This window comes from Geminocystis sp. NIES-3708 (assembly GCF_001548095.1).
Classification (GTDB): Bacteria; Cyanobacteriota; Cyanobacteriia; order Cyanobacteriales; family Cyanobacteriaceae; genus Geminocystis.
The window spans coordinates 2,452,068-2,473,442 of the sequence record NZ_AP014815.1 but is presented as its reverse complement, the minus strand read 5'-3'; the positions used below and the strand labels follow the sequence as shown (position 1 = coordinate 2,473,442).

General features: G+C 30.6%; 19 protein-coding genes and 2 pseudogenes. 5 read left to right on the top strand and 16 right to left on the bottom strand.

Annotation, left to right across the window (positions count from 1 at the left end):
* Positions 1-48 precede the first annotated feature (48 nt).
* The 4 genes from GM3708_RS10935 to GM3708_RS10920 form a co-directional block, all read right to left on the bottom strand.
* The gene (locus tag GM3708_RS10935) at positions 49-1,134 is read right to left on the bottom strand and encodes an LOG family protein (protein ID WP_396229632.1); all 1,086 of its coding nucleotides are present in this window, start codon (positions 1,132-1,134) and stop codon (positions 49-51) included.
* A 55-nt stretch (positions 1,135-1,189) separates the two neighbouring features.
* Positions 1,190-1,513, bottom strand: a complete 324-nt coding sequence (gene trxA, locus GM3708_RS10930) for a thioredoxin (RefSeq protein ID WP_066346726.1) — start codon at positions 1,511-1,513, stop codon at positions 1,190-1,192.
* Between the two features lie 375 nt (positions 1,514-1,888).
* Entirely contained in the window at positions 1,889-3,280 is a 1,392-nt protein-coding gene (locus tag GM3708_RS10925; RefSeq protein ID WP_066346723.1) for an NAD-dependent malic enzyme, read from the bottom strand.
* 208 nt (positions 3,281-3,488) lie between these two features.
* Positions 3,489-4,958, bottom strand: a complete 1,470-nt coding sequence (locus GM3708_RS10920; RefSeq protein WP_066349425.1) for a glycoside hydrolase family 13 protein — start codon at positions 4,956-4,958, stop codon at positions 3,489-3,491.
* Between the two features lie 102 nt (positions 4,959-5,060).
* Between GM3708_RS10920 and cysH the strand changes: the two genes are divergently transcribed.
* Positions 5,061-5,813 (top strand): phosphoadenosine phosphosulfate reductase, encoded by a 753-nt coding sequence (gene cysH / locus GM3708_RS10915; protein WP_066346720.1) that lies wholly within the window; start codon positions 5,061-5,063, stop codon positions 5,811-5,813.
* 157 nt (positions 5,814-5,970) lie between these two features.
* On the opposite strand, the gene GM3708_RS10910 is transcribed toward cysH, so the two are convergent.
* Complete coding sequence (locus GM3708_RS10910) at positions 5,971-6,648, bottom strand: ATP-dependent Zn protease (protein WP_066346717.1); 678 nt, start codon at positions 6,646-6,648, stop codon at positions 5,971-5,973.
* Between the two features lie 112 nt (positions 6,649-6,760).
* Complete coding sequence (gene cax, locus GM3708_RS10905) at positions 6,761-7,855, bottom strand: calcium/proton exchanger (RefSeq protein WP_066346715.1); 1,095 nt, start codon at positions 7,853-7,855, stop codon at positions 6,761-6,763.
* Between the two features lie 238 nt (positions 7,856-8,093).
* On the opposite strand from cax, the gene GM3708_RS10900 reads away from it, so the two are divergent.
* The 3 genes from GM3708_RS10900 to GM3708_RS10890 all read left to right on the top strand — a co-directional run bounded on the left by GM3708_RS10900 (position 8,094) and on the right by GM3708_RS10890 (position 10,422).
* Entirely contained in the window at positions 8,094-9,293 is a 1,200-nt protein-coding gene (locus GM3708_RS10900; RefSeq protein WP_066346713.1) for a lipid-A-disaccharide synthase-related protein, read from the top strand.
* 117 nt (positions 9,294-9,410) lie between these two features.
* Entirely contained in the window at positions 9,411-9,650 is a 240-nt protein-coding gene (locus GM3708_RS10895) for a hypothetical protein (RefSeq protein ID WP_066346711.1), read from the top strand.
* Positions 9,651-9,689: 39 nt separating this feature from the next.
* Positions 9,690-10,422, top strand: a protein-coding gene (locus GM3708_RS10890) for an IS1 family transposase (RefSeq protein WP_231932911.1) whose coding sequence is annotated in 2 segments (ribosomal slippage) — positions 9,690-10,028 and positions 10,030-10,422 — 732 coding nt in all. Because the reading frame shifts where the segments join, the coding sequence is not laid out codon by codon here.
* Between the two features lie 41 nt (positions 10,423-10,463).
* On the opposite strand, the pseudogene GM3708_RS19380 reads toward GM3708_RS10890, so the two are convergent.
* From GM3708_RS19380 to GM3708_RS10870, 5 genes and pseudogenes are all read right to left on the bottom strand, one after another.
* A pseudogene (locus GM3708_RS19380) lies at positions 10,464-11,228 on the bottom strand (IS4 family transposase); the annotation flags it as partial.
* A 15-nt stretch (positions 11,229-11,243) separates the two neighbouring features.
* Positions 11,244-11,615 (bottom strand): hypothetical protein, encoded by a 372-nt coding sequence (locus GM3708_RS19375; RefSeq protein ID WP_231932887.1) that lies wholly within the window; start codon positions 11,613-11,615, stop codon positions 11,244-11,246.
* A 155-nt stretch (positions 11,616-11,770) separates the two neighbouring features.
* Positions 11,771-12,121 (bottom strand): annotated as a pseudogene (locus tag GM3708_RS19370) (transposase); the annotation flags it as partial.
* Positions 12,122-12,647: 526 nt separating this feature from the next.
* On the bottom strand, positions 12,648-13,913 hold the full coding sequence (locus GM3708_RS10875) for a dihydroorotase (protein ID WP_066346709.1): 1,266 nt from the start codon (positions 13,911-13,913) through the stop codon (positions 12,648-12,650).
* 34 nt (positions 13,914-13,947) lie between these two features.
* Complete coding sequence (locus GM3708_RS10870; protein ID WP_066346707.1) at positions 13,948-14,178, bottom strand: hypothetical protein; 231 nt, start codon at positions 14,176-14,178, stop codon at positions 13,948-13,950.
* Between the two features lie 346 nt (positions 14,179-14,524).
* Between GM3708_RS10870 and GM3708_RS10865 the strand changes: the two genes are divergently transcribed.
* On the top strand, positions 14,525-14,725 hold the full coding sequence (locus GM3708_RS10865) for a hypothetical protein (protein WP_066346704.1): 201 nt from the start codon (positions 14,525-14,527) through the stop codon (positions 14,723-14,725).
* A 62-nt stretch (positions 14,726-14,787) separates the two neighbouring features.
* Here GM3708_RS10865 and glgA read toward each other — a convergent pair whose 3' ends face one another.
* The 5 genes from glgA to GM3708_RS10840 form a co-directional block, all read right to left on the bottom strand.
* A complete protein-coding gene (gene glgA, locus GM3708_RS10860; protein ID WP_066346702.1) occupies positions 14,788-16,161 on the bottom strand; it encodes a glycogen synthase GlgA in 1,374 nt (457 codons plus the stop codon).
* A gap of 815 nt (positions 16,162-16,976) precedes the next feature.
* The gene (locus GM3708_RS10855; protein ID WP_066346700.1) at positions 16,977-17,828 is read right to left on the bottom strand and encodes an HIT family protein; all 852 of its coding nucleotides are present in this window, start codon (positions 17,826-17,828) and stop codon (positions 16,977-16,979) included.
* A gap of 41 nt (positions 17,829-17,869) precedes the next feature.
* A complete protein-coding gene (locus GM3708_RS10850; RefSeq protein WP_066346698.1) occupies positions 17,870-18,664 on the bottom strand; it encodes an ABC transporter permease in 795 nt (264 codons plus the stop codon).
* A 317-nt stretch (positions 18,665-18,981) separates the two neighbouring features.
* Positions 18,982-19,602, bottom strand: coding sequence for a TIGR04282 family arsenosugar biosynthesis glycosyltransferase (locus tag GM3708_RS10845; protein ID WP_066346696.1), 621 nt, complete (start codon positions 19,600-19,602; stop codon positions 18,982-18,984).
* Between the two features lie 43 nt (positions 19,603-19,645).
* Positions 19,646-21,079 carry a YcjF family protein gene (locus GM3708_RS10840; protein WP_066346693.1) on the bottom strand — a complete coding sequence of 478 codons (1,434 nt, stop codon included), beginning with the start codon at positions 21,077-21,079 and terminating at the stop codon, positions 19,646-19,648.
* Positions 21,080-21,375: the final 296 nt, after the last annotated feature.

Sequence of the window (21,375 nt, the reverse complement as noted above, 5' to 3'; positions counted from 1 at the left end):
AGTAATCAGTAATGAAAAGAGAAAACAAAATTTCTAATTCCTCATTGTTTAACGATATTGGGGTGGACAATAAGCCGAATCTTCACAAGGTAAAGTATTGATTAGGTTAATCATTTGATAAAGACGACTAAATTTTCTCGGTTGTAGATAAAAACCAATACTAGGTAAATGGGGAATTTCTCTTTTATCTTTTTTTGGAGTTGGCATTTTTTCTATTTTCCCTGTCATTAATATATCTTTGAAATTTTCGTTTAATTGTTCAATTTGATTAGGAGTTAAATCATAATTTAATCTCATAACGAATAAATCTTTCACATAGCGACAAGAATGATAGACTCGATAAAACTCTTGAATAACTTTACAAGCATGATTTACATTATCTGTAATGGTATAAAGTGCTGTATCTTCGGGTTGAATATAACCGTCTTTTAAAAGATGATCACAAATATAATTATGCCAACTTTGCCAATAATTACCATCAGGTTTATCAATTAATACCAAAGGAATAGGAGGTTGTCTGCCTGTTTGACACAAAGTTATAGTTTCAAAAGCCTCATCTTGAGTGCCGAATCCTCCAGGGAAAAGTGCAATAGCATCGCTTTCTTTTAAGAAAAACAATTTGCGAGTAAAAAAATATTTAAAATTAATTAATTTAGAATCATCTTTAATAAAAGAATTAGCATATTGTTCAAAAGGTAATTTGATATTTAAACCAAAAGAATTTTTGGATGTTGCACCTTCATTTCCTGCTGCCATAATTCCGCCACCAGCACCAGTTAAAACCATAAAACCTAATTCGGTAACTTCTTTAGCAAAATCCTTTGCAAGGTTATATTCTAAAGTATCAACAGGAGTTCTTGCTGAACCAAAAATAGTAATTTTACGATAGTGACGATAATCAGAAAAAATTCTAAATCCTTTTTCTAAATCTTTTAAAGTAGCTGTTAGAATTTTCCACTCTAAAACATCTATTTGATTTTTTTTTACTATTTTTCCTAAAGTTTTTAAAGACTTTTTCAACCATTTGTTACCATCATAATTAGGTAATTCATTTAATAAAGGTTGAAGATTTTTTTGTTGATATAAATATTTTTTATCACCAGACATTGATAAAGACATTAGTTTCTTATCCATCAAAAAAATTCCCACGAGATAATAACGTGGGAGAAAGTAAGTTTTAGATAAACTTTTAAAGATGTTTTTCTAAAGTGTTAGAAAGAGTAGTTTTAGGCACTGCACCGACTACCATTTCTTGTTTTTGCCCATCTTTAAAAACCATCAGAGTCGGAATGCTACGAATTCCATACTGACTAGCAATTTGAGGATTTTCATCAGTGTTGAGTTTGACAACTTTGACTTTACCTTCATATTGTTGAGCAATTTCTTCAACGACAGGTGCAACCATACGACAAGGGCCACACCAAGGCGCCCAAAAATCAACCAATACAGGAAGTTCACTTTCTAAAACAACTTCTTTAAAATCTGCTTCTTTGACTTCTGTCACTTCTGACATTTTGCTTATTCCTTAACTAGATTATTTGCATTAAAAATACTATCAGATTTTACCATAGCAAATATTTGATCTGTTGCTCTCAATTATTTCTATAAGTTTACATTGGTTGACTCAAAAACCTTTTTATGATTAAACAAAGAAATCCGCCCCTACAATGTAAGAGCGGGTTATGGTGTGAGGAGTGAACGGAAACTTTGTCTCCGTCATCTCTATTGTAGCTTACTTATGGGATTCTACATCCTTAATTTTATTTGAGTTCCATTTAAAAATAGTAAAAGACATAGAAGAAGACGGAGATTTGTTTTGTTAAAACTTAGGGAATTTCGTCAATATTTAGGCTATTTCTTGTTTTCATCAAAAAAATAATCAATTTTATTATAATTTAGCAACACCTGCTTCTCGGGCGGCTTGTTGCACTGCGGCAGATACTGTAGTAGCAACTCGATTATCAAACACAGAAGGAATAATATGTTCTTTATCTAATACATTAGGAGAAACTAAAGAGGCGATGGCTTTTGCGGCTTGAAGATACATCTCCGTTGTTAAGGCAGTAGCACGACAATCTAAAGCACCTCGAAATAAACCCGGAAAAGCCAACACGTTATTAATTTGATTAGGATAATCACTTCTACCAGTAGCAACAACAGCCGCAATATCTTGGATTAATTCCGGTTGAATTTCAGGGATAGGGTTAGCCATAGCAAAAACAATCGGGTTTTTTGCCATCATTTTTACCATTTCTGGAGTTAGAATTTTGGGGGCACTAACTCCGATAAAGACATCCGCCTCCACTAAAGCATCTTTTAGTAAACCACCTTTTTCTACCGCAAAAAATTGCTTTTCTGAGGTTAAATTTTCCCGATCTTTACTTATAATACCTTTAGAGTCACAAATAATTATATGAGTACAATTAGCTTTATTCAATAAACGAGCGATGGCAATACCTGCCGCACCAGCACCATTAATAACCACCCGAATGGTTTCCATTTCTTTTTTGACAAGTTTCAAAGCATTGATTAATGCCGCTACGGTGACAATCGCAGTACCATGTTGATCATCATGAAAAATAGGAATTTTTAATTCTTCCTGTAATCTTTTTTCGATTTCAAAGCAACGAGGTGCGGCAATATCTTCGAGGTTAACCCCACCAAAAACAGGGGCAATATTTTTAACGGTTTTAATAATTTCTTCGACATCCTGAGTTGCTAAACAGACGGGAAAAGCATCTATGTCAGCAAATTCTTTAAATAACATAGATTTTCCTTCCATGACAGGTAATGCCGCTTCTGGGCCTAAATTTCCTAATCCCAATACGGCACTACCATCAGTAACAATTGCTACACTATTACTTTTAATTGTCAAAGAATATACATTTTCGGGATCTTCATGAATAGCTTTACAAATTCTACCAACACCGGGAGTATAAGCCATTGCTAAGTCAGAGGAAGAGGTTATCTGGATACGACTTTGAATATGAATTTTTCCTCCTCGGTGAATATCAAAAGTGCGATCGCTTACATGAAGAACATTAACTTCAGCAACAGATTTAATTGCAGCGACAATTTTTTCTGCGTGTTCTGTGCTGAAAGCATCAATAGTCAATTCTCGTTTGATAGTTTTCAAATTCCGCTCAATGAGGGAAACTTGTCCCAAATTACCACCAACTTCGGCGATAGCTTTGGTAACTTTTGCTAATGTACCTGCTCGGTTTAATAATTCTAAGCGGACTGTTAAACTAAAACTAGAATTAGGGGTTAAATCTGCCATTTTTGAGAATATAAATATAAATATTCTTTGAATTGTATCCTAAACCATGAATAGCTTTTGATTCTGTTTGTTACGAAATCACTATTTTTTTTGAAAGTTTGACAAAAGGGAATATTCTGGGTAAAGAATAAAATTATTAGGAAAAAAGCAATAAATAATCCGTAAAATTGAGAATAATTAATTTCAGTTCTTAAACCCTAAATTAATCTTAAATATTAGCGAAAATAATGCTGTTACGGGCAGGAATAGTCAGAAATAAATCTATAGTAGAATCCTTTTTTTGATAATTATAAATTCCTTCACCGAATATAATTTTTATAGATATAAATGATAGAGAAAAATTTTTAATAATGATATTTGATTCACTTATACCGCTATTGATAGCAATTATTATTGTTTCTTGCTCAAGAGTGCGACTAAAAATATAAACATCTTTTTCTGCGAATAAAACTTGATAATTTCCCGTACGTAAAGCTGAATATTGATGACGTAATTTAATTAATTTTTTGTGATATTCTAATAATTCTAAATTCCAATCATCTTTAGCAGGAAAACTACGGCGACAATCAGGATCAAATCCACCTGCTAACCCTACTTCATCTCCATAATAAATACTAGGAGCTCCCGGAAATGTTAATAAAAGTAAAGTCGATAATTTGACTGTATTTATATCCTCTCCAGCGATAGTTAACAGTCTAGCGGTATCATGACTGGCTAATAAATTTAATTGAGTTAGGGTAATTTCCCACGGATATAATTGTAAAAGATGTTCTATTTTTTGCTGATATTCTGACGCAGATAAAAGGGGATAAGGTTTATAAGGTGGTTGCTCAACATATTCTTTAATAATACGATCACCGCCAATAAAAGCCATGGTTGACTCGGTAAAAAGATAATTCATCACCCCATCAAATTGAGTGCCATCCAACCATTGACGGGCATCTAGCCAAATTTCTCCCACAATATAAGCATCAGGATTAATCCCTTTAACACGATGACGAAACTCTTGCCAAAAACTTGCTGTGGTGATTTCATTCGGCACATCTAAACGCCAACCATCAATACCTTCTTGAATCCAGTATTCTGCCACTTGCATGATATATTCTTTGACTTGAGGATTATCATGATTAAATTGAGGCAAAGCACGATTATTAATCCAACTGGCATAATTAGCAGGATAAGAACCATCATAAGCAGATAAGGGCCAGTCTTCAACTTTAAACCAATCTAACCAAGGAGAATGAGGACCATTTTCAAGAATATCATTAAAATAAAAAAAGCCTCTGCCGACATGGTTGAAAACACCATCTAAGACAACTTTAATATTGCGTTTGTGAGCTTGTTGAAGAAATTCCTTGAAAGCAATATTACCACCTAAAAGAGGATCAACTTGATAATAATCATGAGTATGATAGCGATGATTACATGTAGATTGAAAAATAGGGGTAAAATAGATGGCGTTGATTCCTAACTCTTGTAAATAGTCGAGTTTATTAATGATGCCCCAAAAATTACCACCTTTATATTTTTGAGGAGTGGGTTTTGCTTCCCAAGATTCTAAATTCGATGATTGCCAATACCCAGAATAATTTATTTTAGGATGGCTATAGGCAAAACGATCAGGAAATATTTGATAAAAAACTGCATCTTTTACCCATTGAGGAGTTTGAATATTAATCATTAGGCTTCTTTTACATATTTAAGATAATATTGTGATTAGGAAAACATAAAAGCCATTTATTTATTGAAAGCAAACCCAGAGAAATCATCCCGAAAACCAGTGTATCAATTATCTAACTTTCATTTTGATCTCGATATTATCAATGATAATTTAAGTGTCGCCAGTGCTGAAGAAATCATAGCATGGGCAAGTAATGAATTTGGCAGACATTTAGTTATGAGTACCAGTTTTGGGATTCAGTCGGCAGTAATGTTGCATTTAGTCACTCAAGTTGTTCCTAATATTCCTATTATTTGGGTGGATACGGGTTATTTACCGAAAGAAACGTATATTTTTGCTCAAGAACTAACTGATAGACTTAATCTCAATTTAAAAGTATATCAATCTCATCTTTCTCCTGCTCGAATGGAAGCTATTCACGGAAAATTATGGAAACAAAAAGATTTAGATTCCCTGAATTTATATGATCGTATCAGAAAAGTTGAACCTATGCAAAGGGCTTTAAAAGACTTAGAAGCCAAAGCGTGGTTAGCAGGTTTAAGACAGAATCAAACAACATTTCGCCAAAAACTCAGTTATGTTAATCAACAAGGTGAGCAATATAAGATTTTGCCTATACTAACTTGGACTTCCAAAGACATTTATCAATACCTTATTAAATATGATTTACCTTATCATCCTTATTTCGATCAAGGTTATGTTTCTGTAGGTGATTGGCATTCAAGTCGTCCTCTTACCGCCAATGATAACAGTGAAAGAGATACTCGTTTTCATGGTGTTAAACAAGAGTGTGGCTTACATTTACCTGTAAGCGTTGAAGAAGCACAAAGTTTAGATTCTAGTCAACTATAAATAAGTTTCAGACGCATCTAAGTGGAGTTGTGAGAGTAGGCAAGAGGCAATAAATCAGAATTTCATCAATTTTTATGAATATTAAATTATGCTAGTTAAATATGTTTTAGCTTAATAAATAATTAGGAATTAGAAAATTATCTATTGTCTGTAATTGTTAATTATTTACGGTTTTTATAATGGCTTCACATTCTTTTACAGATTTTCTTTTTTTCATAGCTTCTACTAAGGCTAAATAAGACTCTTTATTAGTTTCAATAATCGAAGTTGCCTGTATAATTGCTAATCTTTGTTTAATCTGAAAATTAGAATAAGTTAAAGTTAAATTACTATAAATTTCTTGAAACTTTTGTCGATCTTCTTGCCCACCTTCGCTGTTATTATAGATAAACTTTTCGGCGGCAATTCCAGCCATTAACACAACTCCAAAACGCTCAATTATTAGATTAAATTCTTTTAAATCTTGAGCCTTTTTTTGAGTGATAAAATTATTATCAAATATTACCCCTGCAGAGCCTGAAATTTTCTTTTTGATTGCTTCCCAAGGGTTTAAAGTATAATCAATAATAGGAATTTGGTATAAATAAGCTGTTAAAAAATGTCCAGCTTCATGATAAATAATTCTTTCTTTTTCTTGTTGAGAAGCAAATATATTTAATAATAGATTTACCCCCTGATTTTTCCAAGATAAAGTATCAATGGTAATTAATCCTAAAATTATGAAAGTTGCTCCTGCAGGGATAAAAGGGGATAAGTTAAAAAGTGGTCCTAATAATACTGACAATGTTATCGAAAAAATAGCGATCGCTAAAATATTTAAACCAGTATCTTGCATAACAATTAACAATTAATAATTTTTAATTATAATAAATGATTCTTTAATGAAGACTTTACCATTAAAATTACATCTATAAAATACTTATTAATTATTAATTATTAATGATTTTCTAAGCTAATCCTTCGATAGCAGGATGGAAATAAAAGGCTAAGGCAATCACTACATAAGTAGCCAATAATAAAACACCTTCTAACCAGTTAGAATTACCATCGGAACTGATAGAATTAGCAATTAATACCGATACTGCCACCGCTACTAATTCAAAAGGATTAAAATTCAAATCCATGGGTTGCCCAATTATCCAACCTGCAATAACTAAGACTGGTGCAACAAATAAAGCTATCTGTAAACTTGAGCCTAATGCGACAGATACCGATAAATCCATTTTATCTTTCATTGCCACAGTTACAGCCGTAGCATGTTCGGCGGCGTTACCAATAATCGGCAAGAAAATTACCCCTGTAAATAAAGCAGGTAAACCTAAATCTTTAGTTGCTATTTCAAGGGATTCTACCAATAATTCTGATTCTACGGCTACTCCCAAGGTGACGATTAACAAAATTCCCACCCATAACCAAATATTTGGCTGATGAGAGGGTTTTTCCCCGTCTTCTTCTTCATTTTCCGCCACCCCTACATCATATAAATAGGAGTGAGTTTTCATGGAGAAAAACAAAGTTAATACATAAACACTAATTAAAACAAGAGCAACGGCAACGGATAAAGTTTGTATCGTTTCGGGTGCGATACCTGTGGAGGTATATTCTACTGCCGTAGGTAATAATAAGGCTATTACTGCTAAATTCATCGATGAAGCATTCAAACGAGCGGTGGTAGGCTGAAAATTTTGCTCTTTATAGCGTAATCCGCCCAAAAACATAGCAAATCCCATTACTAACAGTAAATTACCTATAATTGAGCCTGTTAATGTGGCTTTTACTACTTGCACTAATCCACTTTTTAAGGCGATGAAGGCTAAAATTAATTCTGTAGCATTTCCAAATGTAGCATTCATTAAACCACCCAAATTTGGTCCGACAACTACAGCAATTTCTTCTGTGGCAAGTCCCATAAATGCGGCTAAAGGTATAATAGCCATGGCAGAAGTTAAAAATATTACGGATTCACTCCAATGCAAAAAATGTCCTGTGATGGAAATAGGGATAAAGACTAATAAAATAGAAAAAATGAGATTTTTATTCATACTTATAAATCAATGATTGTTAACTTGAGTGTCAGCCACATTTATTTTAATTGATCTTAAAATATACAATCTAATTAACCCATAATGGTAAAACAGCTATTATCGTTACAGACGTTTTTATTTTATTAGTATATTAAAACCCCAAGATCATCAAAAGCTAAAAACTGCTTTGATTAATTGTTAGATTTTAAAATTTAGTTAATTATCTCTAAACTATACTCTTAAAAATTAACTTAATATGATCAAAAAAAAGAAAAAAATAACTACAATTTTATTAATTAGTAATGGTCATGGTGAAGACTTAAATGGTAGTTTAATTGGAGAAGCTTTAAAATCAGTTGATAATAATTTAACTATTGATGCTTTCCCTATTGTCGGCGAAGGAAAATCTTATTTTAGTAAAAACATTAACATTGTTGCTCCTCTTGAATCTATGCCTTCTGGTGGTATTTTTTATCTGGATCCTCTCAACTTAATTAAAGATTTATCTTCAGGTTTATTATCCTTAACTATTAAACAAATTATTACTATTAATAAACTTAAAAATAATTATGATTTAGTCATTTCAATTGGTGATATTGTATCGTTATTTTTTGCTTATTTAACTGATAACAATTTTGTAAGTTTTCTAGTGGCTAATTCTAGTTATTATGAAGGAAAATTAAAACTTCCTTTCTTAACTAAGATATTCTTAAAATCTTCTCGTTGTCAATTAATTTTTGCTAAAGATAAATTAACTGCCGATGATTTACAAACTCAAGGATTTAAAAAAACTATTTGTGAAGGTTATCCTATTATGGATGCTTTAAAACCCATTGGAAAAAATCTCGAATTATACCCCGAAATACCGATGATTGCCCTATTACCCGGTAGTCGTTTACCTGAAGCCTTACATAACTTGAGCTTACACTTAGAAGTCTGTAAAATTTTGGTAAAAATATCTAATCAAAATTGGCAATTTCGAGGTGCATTAGTACCAAATATTACCAATAATGACTTAAAAGCTATTGCTGATAATCTTGGTTGGGATTATAATTCAGGGGTTTTTAGTACAGAAATTGACGGTAAAAATGTCTTAGTGAAGGTTTATAACGATGCTTTTGCAGATATTTTACTACAATGTAACTTAGTTTTAGGCATGGCAGGAACTGCTGTAGAACAGGCTGTTGGCTTAGGTAAGCCTGTAATACAAAATTCAGGAAAAGGACCTCAATTTACGTATCGATTTGCTGAAGCACAAATGAGACTATTAGGGAGTAGTACAATTACTATAGAGGATGATGATAATAAAACCATAATTTATGAGAAAACGGCACTTAAGATAATAGAAATATTAAAAGATAAAGAATTTTTAGCTAAGTGTATTGATAACGGTAAAAAGAGAATTGGTGACAGTGGTGCATCATTAAAAATGGCAAAAAAAATCTTATTAATGTAACGACTTTCTTGCATACATCGAAAAAGATAATTTGATGGTGCTTTTTCAATTTTTGTTATTTATTACTATCAATATAAAAAGTCATTTCTTGTTATTTGTCAATATTATTATCATAGTATGGACTTAGAAAGATTAGAAAACAACCATCAAGAATGGTTAACCGATGAATTTGTGGGGGTAGCTAATGGGTTATTATCTCTCTGTCTTCCTGACATTAAGGGTAATAGCAAAGTTAAAGAAAAAATTAACATTCGTCTAGTGCGAAGTTACACCAGTCAAAGGTTGATGGATGAGCTTATTCGTCAAAATCGTTATGTTTTTTATCGTCATATTTATTTTTTAGGCGTTGGTGAATGAGGGTATGATAGAAAGAGGAAAAAAGTGAAGTAAAAAAACATGAAATGTCCAGAATGTGGCTCCAAGAATATCAATAAAAATGGCATAAAAAAAGGAAAACAAAATCATATTTGTGTTCATTGTCGCGGACAATTTATAGCTCCAGAACAACTCAGTGGTAAAGGTTATAGTGATGATCTCAGAAAAGAATGCTTAAAAATGTACGTCAATGGTATGGGTTTTCGAGCTATTGGGAGGATTAAACAGGTGCATCATACAACGATCATCTCTTGGGTTAAAGCAGTGGGTCAAATTTTGCCACAGAGCTATCATCCAGAAACGCGACCAGAAGTTGGAGAATTAGATGAATTGCAAACCTTTGTCGGCTCAAAAAAAACCAATCTGGCGATGGACAGCGGTAGATCATTTTCACGAGGGTATATTGGAATGGGTCATAGGGGATAGAAGTGCAAAAACATTTAGACCGTTGTGGGAGCAAGTAAAAAAATGGCATTGTTATTTTTATGTAACAGACGGGTGGAAAGTCTATGGAAACTTTATTCCTGAGGGCGACCAAATCATCTGTAAAACATACATGACCAGAGTGGAGGGAGAAAATACGAGATTAAGACATTATCTTGCTAGACTACATCGAAAAACTTTATGTTATTCAAAATCCATGGAGATTTTAAAGTATTCTGTTTCACTATTGATTCACTATCTCAAATTTAAAGATATACCAATTCCTTTTCGTCCTTTAGGGAGACCTACTTTTAGTCTTCTTCATACCTAAAATCACCAATGCCATTTTTTACTGAGGGGGCGACAGAACATTCAGAATGCAGATTGGATAAGGGAAATAGCCCTCATACCTTGACGATAATAGGACTGTTTCTGAGGAAATAAAGAGGTTAACTTATCTAATTGTTCTTGAAAAAAGCAGATTTCACTTAGCCATTTTATCCCATTTAAACCAATAGAAAAATCACTATATCTTTTATATCTTCTTCTTTTTTCTGTGGGTCTAACTAGATATTCACTTATTCCTTTTCTTTTAATTTCTTCTCCTATAAATGTTGAATAACTATAGGATAATGTTATCAGTATAATTAAAGAAATTAGTCGTTCATTTTCAAGTTTTGTACTTTCTAAGTTATAACCTCCTAATTTAAAATCTCTAAACATTTCTTCAATACCCATTCTTTTGGAATAAGCAGAGATTGTTTCCGACATACTTTCTAAATTTGTGAGAATAAACCATGGCTGTTTACTCGATTTATGTCTATAGTTTTTCTTCCATTTTGCTGCTAAATTAATTCCTGAGAATCCCTTGGTTTTTGTAACTTTTATTCCTCGATAATATACGGAGAATCCTGGAGATAAACCTAATTCACTCAATCGAAACCATATATCAGTTTCTAACTCCACATATTCACTCTTTTTTAAACGTAGAGATAAATAAACCTGTTTCTCTACTGATAACCATTTTGCTAAATCCACAGAGCAAAATTCTCTATCTCCTAAAACGATTATTTTATATTCAATTAATAAATTAATACTTGCTTCTAATACTTGTTTTTGTTCTGATAAATTACTACTTCCTTTTTTATTTAATCAGATAAAATATACAGGGATAGCTCCTTGATGATGAACTAAACTTACCATCAATATATTAATGTTTTGCCACTGTGTTCTATCCATGACTAAATAAATTACTTTGTTTGATTCCCATTGGTTCATAATCCATGATTTTAAAATCGGAAACCATATGGTTTCAACTTTCCAATTTTTCAGACTTAAAAATCTTTGTAACTTTTTAATTCTACTTCTTAATTTAATCGGATAAGGAAAAAGTTTTGCCATTTCTTCTAACCTAACAGTTTTAAGATTTTGAAGTAAATTAACTAAAAGACAAAGAGTTAAATATTGAGGTAAATTAAACTGTTTTTTTAAATACTCCTGATAAAATTGGGGAAGTTGAAACATCTTTTTCTATAGTAATTAATATAAAAACTAAAAACATCTTATTTTTATCCAGATTACCAGCTTCAATCTCTTATGCCATCGTCTGTTTACCTTCATTGTCGCCCCCTCAGCATTTTTTACAGTTATAGTTAGTTATTCCAAATATAAACTGAACACTAAGAAATACAATAATTAAAAATAATTTTATCTATAGAAGTTTCAACTGATACATACATTCTTGTTCTTTTTAAAGCACTAAAATCATATTCAATATCATTCAAATCTGGAGAGTAAGGAGGTAAGAATATGACTTTGTGTTATGTGTTTTCTATCAATTGTTTGATTATATTTTTGCGATGAATAGGTGCATTATCCATAATTAAAATTGATGGCATAGTTAATGAAGGTAATAAATAAATTTCTGGCCATTTTTCAAAACTTTTGGCGTTAAGACTTCCTCGAAAAATCATTGGTGCGATAAAATCTTTTTTGTATTTTCTTCTCCCAGCAATTAAATTGTCTCTAACTTCATTTTTTTCTCCCTTGCTCACCATAATTTTTTCTTGAAGTGTAAAAAAATATTTACTGATGACAACATACAAATATGTATCATTTTTTAATTATCGGACTCCAGAAAAAAGTGAGATCGACTTTTGTAAGGAGGGGTTCGATCACCTGTATAACTAAGACAAAAAAAGTAGTTTTTTTTACATAAACATACAATTAATTTTGCTTACTTAGTCATCGTTTAGACATAAAAAAATTAACAAACAATTAAAAAAGAAAAGGAAAAAGATATAGTGATTTTTCGATTGGTTTAAATGGAATAAAATGGTTAAATGAAATCTGCTTTTTGTAATAACAATTACAAGAGTTAACGTCTTTATTTCCTCAGAAACAATCTTATTATTATTAAGGTATGAGAGCTATTTTCTTTATTCAATCTGCGTTATAAATACTTCCTTTATCTCTTTCTAGTACACAATGGGTTTAAACCGATTTCTATAATAAGTTTGAGACAAATAAAACGCATAATTAATTTTACCCTTTTACTTAATTGTTAATTATTAAAACCACTTTCCCCTTTATTTCTTTATCTAACCAATAGGTATTTGAGGATAAAGATTTTAATTGAGACGAGGTTACTTGCCATGATTGTTGAGGTGAAAATAAAACTAATTCCGCAGATTGCCCAATTTGTAAGTTAATCGGTTTTTGATTTAAACACTTTAAGGGATTAACACTCAAACTACGCCATAATTCCAACGGTGATAAAACTCCTGTCGCAACTAAATTTTCCCATAACAAGGGTAATATTAATTCTAATCCTATTGCTCCTGTTGGTGTTTGAGCAAAGGCAACGGTTTTTTCTTCATAGGTATAAGGTGTATGATCAACGGCGATCGCATCTATTATATTATCTTTGAGGCTCTGTATTAAAGCAAGTCTATCTATTTCTGTACCTAAAGGAGGCTCAAATCGTAAATTAGGATTATAACTAGCTATAGTTTCTGTATTTAAGAGCAAATGATGCCAATTGACACTAGCTGTAACGGGCAAATTATTTTCTTTAGCTTGTTTAATTAATTCCACTCCTCTGGCGGTAGAAATGCGCATTAAATGAACGGGAGTTTTTGTTAAAAAGACAATTTCTAAAATAGAAGCAATACCAACTGCTTCCGCAACTTCAGGATTACCAACTAAACCAAGACGAATAGAAGTACTACTTTCCCGAATAACTCCATTTCCCCTTAATTGTATATTCGTTGGTACTAATGCCACTGGCAAATTCAAAGGTTGAGCATATTCTAATAACTTTCTTACCAATTGCAAATTATGATGAGGACGATTATCTGTAAAACCAATTACCCCTGCTTGTGCCAATTGTGCTAATTCGGCAATGGTTACACCTTCCAAATCTTTTGTTAATCCACCCCAAAGATAAAATTTAGTGTTACTGTGTGAAGTTTTTTCTTTTATCCATGTCACCATACTTGGATTATCAATAACAGGGTTAGTATTTGGTAAAATTCCTAAACGGCTAAAACCCCCGTCTTGTGAAGCTTCCATTAAACTTTTTAAAGTTTCTCTTTCTTCGTATCCGGGCTCACCACTTCTGCTATATAAATCTACTAATGCTGGTGCTAAGATTAAATTTGTACCGTCAATCACTTCAATTTGACCATCATCGGATATATTATGATCTCCTATTTCTGTAATAACACCTTGATCTAAGAATAAGTTAGTAACTTCATCAATACCTGATAATGGATCTAAAATTCTAATTTGTTGAAAAAACTTTCTATTATTCACCGTGATTTTTTGTTAACGTTTAATGTCGGCAATCAGAGTATTATGGTAAATTCCTCCATGCCTGAGTTACTATTTTACTTAACCATTGTCTTTGTACTTGATCTAATATTGGATCATCTTGTAAAACTTCTGCCACTAAATCATCTAAAGATTGTCCTTGATAACGTGCTGATTCTACCACACAGGCGATCGCTTCAGCTACTACTTCTTCAGAAACGGGATTATCAGGATTGGGAGGGGGAAAGTCAAAATGGAAACAGGGAATCATCATGATGAAAAATAAGAATAATGTTAAGATTTGTCAACCTTTTTTAAGATTAAGGTTCTCAAGAGTCTAACGCAAAAATAATAATAATAGTAAAAACTACTTTTTTTTTAATATTTTGTAAACTATTATTCAGTCTCTACTAATTTTGGTTGTTATTTTTGTCTTATAGATTTGAAAAAAATTACAATAATCTTGTAATCATTTTTAATAATTGTTCAAAAATCATAATCTCATGATTAATTTTCTCATAAATGTTAATTTTTATAAAGAAAACTGATTTTAGTAACAAATTATACAGAATCTTGTTTAATATATAAATATGTGGAAAACATTTTAGGAGAAAAGAAATATGGATACTCAAAAACAAGCCCGTGCCTTAATGATGCGTCATCATAAAATGATTAAAAATCGTCAACAGTCTATGTTGGGTCGTGCTGCTTCTGAAATAGGGATGGATATTAACCCTTCTGAATATTGGAATCCCACCCAAGGCAAACCTAACGCTAGTTTCCGTGTCACCTATGACCGTAGTAATGCTTCTTTAAGTTAAATTGACAATAAAAAATCAATAATGAAGCTTTTAATTGTTAATTGTTAGTTGATTATTAATTATTAATTCTTAATTGTTTCTTCATACATTTTTAGGTATTCAATGGCGGATTTATACCAACTGAAATCTTGATTCATACCTCGAATTTGCAGTTTTTGCCATTCTTTTTTAAAGCGGAAACCTTCATAGGCTCTGATCATACAGGTGTATAGATCTAATGGTTCATAACGATCAAAACTATAGCCAGTACCAGATTCGGCAGTAGGATCAAAGAAAGAAACAGTATCAACTAAACCGCCTGTTTTGCGTACAATGGGAATGGCACCATAACGCATTGCCAATAGTTGACTTATACCACAAGGTTCAAATCGAGAAGGCATTAAAAAAGCATCAATCCCGCTATAAACTCGACGAGAAATAGCTTCATTATGCAATAATTGTACGGAAATTCGTCCCCGATGACGAGAAGAAAGTTCCCATAATTGAGTTTCGTAAAAGCGATCGCCTGTACCCAAAAGAATTAATTGTGCATCAGTGTAAGCTAAAAATCGATCAATAGTTTGTAAGACTAAATCAATACCTTTTTGCTCTACTAATCTTGTCACCATTCCGACAAGAAAAGCATTACGGTTAACTTCTAAGCCCGATTCTTCTTGAAGTTTAACTTTATTTAGCCGTCGTTTATCAATAGTTTCAGTGCTAAAATTTTGATGAATTAATTTATCTGTAGCAGGATCATATTTTTCTGTATCAATGCCATTAACAATACCCCGTAATTTGCCACTAATCCAAGACAATAAACCGTGTAGGTTTTCCCCATATTCAGGGGTTTTTATTTGAGCAGCATAGGTAGGAGAAACGGTGTTAACTATATTTGCAAACTGTAAAGCGGCTGACATTACATTATCTCCCATCATATACCAAGGACACCATGTCATTGTTTCTAATATTTCTCGACTCGGTCCTTGATAGGCTAGATTATGAATAGTAAAGATAGTGCTAATATCAGGAGATTGGTGCATCCATACAGGAATCATACCTGTATGCCAATCATGACAATGAATAATATCTGGTTTCCAGTAATTCCAAGCAAATTCTGCTGCACCATTGGAAAAAAAGGTAAAACGCCAGTATTCATCATCGCCACCATAAACATTTCTGCCACCAAAACAAGGATGACCAAAAAGATATAGTGGTACATCTGTTTCTGGCAAAAGAGTTTCATAGACTGCAAATTTCTGAAACATAGCATCACCCCACCAAATTGGTTCACTAGGAACATCTAATTTATCGGGTAAAAAGCCATAATACGGCATGAAAATTCGCACATCATGACCTAATTTGCGTAAAATCTGAGGTAACGCACCCACAACATCTCCCATTCCCCCAATTTTAGCTACTGGTGCAGCCTCTGCCGCCACAAATAAAATTTGCATAGTGATTTAGTTTAAGTGTGATTTCTAAAGACTAGGGTGATTGTGCCATAATCTCAGTACTTATGCAAAATTTTTTTCTTTAACTCTGTTTTGGTAAACTCTGAATTGAAAGAGGAATAAAGGACTCATAATACAGGTTAAATGACAAAAACAGCGCTTATACTTTAACAATAATATGAGTATTTTTGAGGGAATAAGCTAAGACGTATTTAACCTTCTTTTTTTTACTCAAATCCTTTGCAATCAGAGATTTGGGATTGCAAAATAAATGCGTTTTAGTTCAAATAGGTTAATTATTTTAATTGTTCTTGAAAAAAGCAGATTTCACTTTTATTATTTTTAAAACAATCAAATAATCAAAATATCTTTTATGTCTTCTTCCTTTTTTTGTCGGACGAAATAAGTGTTTACTTGTACAAGTGTTGGATAACTATAGGCTAATGTTATTGGTATAGAACTAATTTGGTATTTATTATAATCTTATGAGAAAATGCTTGTAACTTTTGTTGTATTTAATTCCATACAAAAAGTAAACATATACTTTATCCCTTTTTTGTCACCTTCCATTTTTTCTATTACTAATATTTTTCACAACCGTTCAAAATCAAAGGACTAAACAGACTATAAATTATTTTTGTCAAATTTAAAATATTTTTTATTTTATAAAATCAAATAAGTGGATGGGCGGCGTCGCTGTCTCTTCAGCATTGCCTTCTATTAAAGGCTTATAAAATTATTGATAAATTGCAAGTATTTTGGAGTTTGACAAAATAGGATTAGTTTAAAGTTTTGATTTTTTTAATTTTTGCCAACAATTAAGGAATAACACATCGAATACCGTGTTTTTTTCCTTGATTATCTCCTCGATAGCGGGGAATTATGTGAATATTCGTATGATTAATTTTTTGTCCTCCTGCTTGGTGTATATTTAAACCAATATTAAAACCATCTATTTGATATTTTTTGGTGATGATATTTTGCACTTCATTTACCATTTGCCAACAGTGATTTTGAATAGAAAAAGGTAAATTAAAGTAATTTTCTTCGTGAATTTTCGGAATAATTAAACTATGTCCTTTACTAAGGGGATAACCGTCTAAAATAGCATAGGCTAAACTTGATTCAGTTAACAAAGTTAATTTAGAATAAGGATTACAGAAAATACATCGATTAGTATTATTTTTTTGTTGATTATAATGTCTATATTCATAAATTTCGCAAAATTCATCTAAGTATATAGATTTAAAAGGTAATGTTACTAAACATTGATAAGTTAATTTTTTGTGAATATAATGTTTTCTAAATCCTTCAGTTTTTAAATCTCTTCTTACAGCAAAATAAGCTTTTCCTTTTGGCTTTAATAGTTGGGAAATTGCTATAATTACTGATTCTTGTATTTCCTTTAAAAGTACATTTAAGACATAAATACAGCAAATTGTATCAAATTTTTTTTGAGGATATTGAGGAAAATAATAACTATCATATCCCTCGATATTCAAACCTTCTTTTCTTAAAACTTCAACATCTTTACCATAGCCACAACCAAAATCGAGAATATTTCCTTTCAATAATTTATTTTTCAGTAGATATTGTGTGGGAAGAGATATTTTTTCTCTTTCTATTGCAGTTAAATGAGTATATTTATTTTCTGACAAATCGTCTCTCATTTTTAAATCTTATTTTCCTTTCTATCATTCCTATTTATTATTTATTTTCTGGTAAATCTTAAAGTTTCTATAGATTGGGAAGTTAAAAATAAACCCAAAATTATATAGGTCAAAAATACGATTAAATTACTTGTTTCAAAAACTCCTCTAACAAAATTTTCATAATTTTTTAGTAAAGAAAAATGAGCAATTATTTCCCCAATTTGTCCACCAAAAAGATTTCCTATTCCATCTAAAATTGAAATAATAATCACGAGGGTAAATGTCATAATTGCAGAAAAAATTGTGCTATCTGTTAAAGAAGAAATAAACATTCCTAGAGATAATATTGATGCCGCCATTAAAATTAAGCCCACATGAGCTAAGATAATCACTTCAGGATTTACAGGAGGTGTTGCCCCTTGAAAAGCGATCGCTTCATATAATAAGATAGGCATGATCATAGTTATAAAAAATAGCAAAACTCCTAATAATTTACCTACTGCTACTACCCAATTGAAAATAGGAGAAGTTGCAAGTAACTCTATTGTACCTTGTTTTCTTTCTTCAGCATATAAACCCATGGATAAAATCGGTAAAATAAAGATAGTTAATGAACCAATTACACCGAAAAATATCTGCATAAACTCATAAACAACATCAATAGAAATCTGATTTCCCATTTGTTCTTGTACAGTAACATTTTGAATTACTCCTTGATCACTTAAAAGAATAAATATAAAGAATAAACCAGAAATTAACCAAAAAATTCCTGCAATACTAAAAGCTAAAGGAGATCTAAAATAACTTTGTAACTCTTTTTGTAAAATAGCGATTATATTGTTAATTATTCTCATATTTATTATTTTTAATAAAAATTACTTAAAGACTTGTAAAATTAATTTGTAAATTTGTCTAAGACAACAAAATATTGTAAATTAAGGACTTTCTTGAATTTGTTAGAGGATTTCTTTAATGTTATCAATTAGGTGTAAATTAAATTATTTTCAAAGGCATTATAGCTTATTTTTCTATTACACTTCACTTTTTATTTTGACAACTCAATCCTTAAACAGATAAAGGTTTTAATTTTTATTGGCAACCGTTAATTAGTTAAGCAGGATAATACTCTTTCTGTTGCTGAAAAAAAAGGATGGAATTGAGTAATTTTTTGTTAAAAAAAATCAATATGATAAAATTTTAGATCTTCAGGTGTGTCTATATCTCTTAACACTGGTAATTGATAAACACTCCATTTCAGTTTATTGGCGATCTCCATAGTTTGATTAAAAACTTGATTTGTACCCCAATTAATATTAGTAAATAAAGATTTTTTTAATTGATTTAAACCTAAGAGATAATAACCTCCATCCATAGCTTTACCGATGACTAAATCATAATTATTTAGAGCGATAAATGCTTCTTTTAAAATCTCAGAATCTAATGTTGGGCAGTCAATACCAATAATAATAACTTGTTGATTATCTTGATTAAAAATATCTTGAAAAGCAGAATACATTTTTAACCCTAAATCTCCTTCTATTTGTTGATAATAATGATATTTTTTCCCTAACCATGCTATCATTAAATCTAAATTACCACCGGTAAAATAAATATTAATTTCTACGGCTAAAAACTTCTTTAGTTTCTCTACTTTTAGAAGAGTTTTTTCTGTCATTATTTGTTGTAAATTTGCAGCTTTTTTTTTACCAATAGCAGGAATTAATCTAGTTTTTGTTTTTCCAATTTCTGGATAGCGAGTAAAAATAATTACAGACTTTTTCGGTAATAACATTATAATTTAAAATGTGGATTCTGCATTTCTATATTTGACCTTTTTATATATTTTGAAATTGTAAAGCAGTTTTTTGTACAAATTTCGTTAAGAAATTATTATCTTTATTTTTCTGAAAAATTAACTGTAATTTCTCTTTAATTTTAGTTAAATTTATCCCTTCATTATTGTTAAAATCGATTACTTCATAATATTCTATTAAACTTAAACCACAAATACGGGTTAAATAAGCCGCACTAATACCTTGAATAGCGCCCCCAGCTACGTAAGTAATGAGATTGCTTTTTAAAATAGCAGTTATGGCTTGACTGGATATTTCAACGATACCTAATTTAACCATTAATTTTCCTAAAGCGATGGAAATTTCTTGAGCTTGATTTAAAGATAATGACTGTTGATAAATACCACTTAAATCTATGATCATTTGAGTATTTATCGCCGCTGTTGCTAATAAATCTAAACTTGATACAGGATTAGCAAAAGTAGCTGTAGCCGCAATAATTTGATATTTTTCAATTAAAGGTAAAGCTTTCTGTTTTCTAATTAGATTAAATTTTTCTTGAATATCTTTTTGTAAATTAAGAATATTTCTATAGGCTGTGAATAAGATTAATTTTTCTTTCTCATCATCCACAATATCTTTAAAAATATTTGTTAATAATTTATAATCTCCTTGAGTGGTTTCTTCCCATTCTCTATAATTAATTTCATCATCATATTTTTTGACTTTAATTATCTGAGTTTTTGTTGATATTTTTATTAAATATTTTGATTGAATAATGTCTTTAACTTTAGTTTTAATATTTTCAAAAATTATAGCTTTTTCTTCAGCTAAATTATAATCTATATCATTGAATAAGACTAATATTTGCTGATTATTATTTGTAATTTTCTGAATAATATTTTTTTCCGATTCAGTTATATCACCATGAATCATAAACAAAATTAAATCTGATTGTAAAGATAATATTTCGAGATTAATATCTACATTTTCTAAGATATTAAAAGTTTCTATTTTGATATTAAATTTAAGGTCACTAAAATTAATTTTTAAAATATCCTTTAAACTTGATGGACTGACTTTATTACTACTAAGAATAACTATATCTAAATAATCTTTTTTACTATTATTCTCAATTATTGTTAATCTTTCCTCAAAATTATTATAGTTAATATTAAATTCTTTTTTATAATCAGATTCTTCTGCCTCTGTAATTAAATTACTGATCATTATTTTTATGGTACTAATTTTTTTTTGAAAATCTTGAGAAGTGATAAATAATTTCTGAGGCAAATTAATTAAATTTTGACTTTTTTTTCGTTTTATCAGTAACCAAAAACCAGCCATAATAGTTATGATCAAAACATTAAGATCACCTATTTCACCCACAGAATTTTTAAAAATTTGCAGAATCCAAAGTAAAAAAGAAATACTTATTCCTGCAAATAAAATAGGTTTTTTTATAGATATATTCATGATAATTAAGTTTAACAAAAAGAATTATTCAATATATAGCAAAAGGCAAGAGATAAACAAGAAATATGGACTTATAATTACTTCTTCGATTTTTAGAATGTCTTAATCAACTCGTTTTCTGCTATCATGATAAATCAATAATTAGACAAAATTATATTTACTTAAATTTTCTTTAACTAAGTTTCAAAAAAAAGTTATCGTGTTGCTTAATCTAGCTTAAGAATTATACACCACCACTAAATGTAGATTGGGTAATCCCCGCTCCACACTACTGTCAATATTCAAATCTGATCACA

Excerpts from the sequence above, each read along its gene's own strand:
- cax (WP_066346715.1), bottom strand. The coding sequence starts at position 7,855 with ATGAATAAAAATCTCATTTTTTCTATTTTATTAGTCTTTATCCCTATT.
- GM3708_RS10855 (WP_066346700.1), bottom strand. The coding sequence starts at position 17,828 with ATGAGAGACGATTTGTCAGAAAATAAATATACTCATTTAACTGCAATA.
- GM3708_RS10925 (WP_066346723.1), bottom strand. The coding sequence starts at position 3,280 with ATGGCAGATTTAACCCCTAATTCTAGTTTTAGTTTAACAGTCCGCTTA.
- GM3708_RS10935 (WP_396229632.1), bottom strand. The coding sequence starts at position 1,134 with ATGGATAAGAAACTAATGTCTTTATCAATGTCTGGTGATAAAAAATAT.
- GM3708_RS10870 (WP_066346707.1), bottom strand. The coding sequence starts at position 14,178 with ATGATGATTCCCTGTTTCCATTTTGACTTTCCCCCTCCCAATCCTGAT.
- GM3708_RS10850 (WP_066346698.1), bottom strand. The coding sequence starts at position 18,664 with ATGAGAATAATTAACAATATAATCGCTATTTTACAAAAAGAGTTACAA.
- GM3708_RS19375 (WP_231932887.1), bottom strand. The coding sequence starts at position 11,615 with ATGTTTCAACTTCCCCAATTTTATCAGGAGTATTTAAAAAAACAGTTT.
- GM3708_RS10865 (WP_066346704.1), top strand. The coding sequence starts at position 14,525 with ATGGATACTCAAAAACAAGCCCGTGCCTTAATGATGCGTCATCATAAA.
- glgA (WP_066346702.1), bottom strand. The coding sequence starts at position 16,161 with ATGCAAATTTTATTTGTGGCGGCAGAGGCTGCACCAGTAGCTAAAATT.
- GM3708_RS10900 (WP_066346713.1), top strand. The coding sequence starts at position 8,094 with ATGATCAAAAAAAAGAAAAAAATAACTACAATTTTATTAATTAGTAAT.
- GM3708_RS10845 (WP_066346696.1), bottom strand. The coding sequence starts at position 19,602 with ATGTTATTACCGAAAAAGTCTGTAATTATTTTTACTCGCTATCCAGAA.
- GM3708_RS10895 (WP_066346711.1), top strand. The coding sequence starts at position 9,411 with ATGGACTTAGAAAGATTAGAAAACAACCATCAAGAATGGTTAACCGAT.
- GM3708_RS10910 (WP_066346717.1), bottom strand. The coding sequence starts at position 6,648 with ATGCAAGATACTGGTTTAAATATTTTAGCGATCGCTATTTTTTCGATA.
- GM3708_RS10840 (WP_066346693.1), bottom strand. The coding sequence starts at position 21,079 with ATGAATATATCTATAAAAAAACCTATTTTATTTGCAGGAATAAGTATT.
- trxA (WP_066346726.1), bottom strand. The coding sequence starts at position 1,513 with ATGTCAGAAGTGACAGAAGTCAAAGAAGCAGATTTTAAAGAAGTTGTT.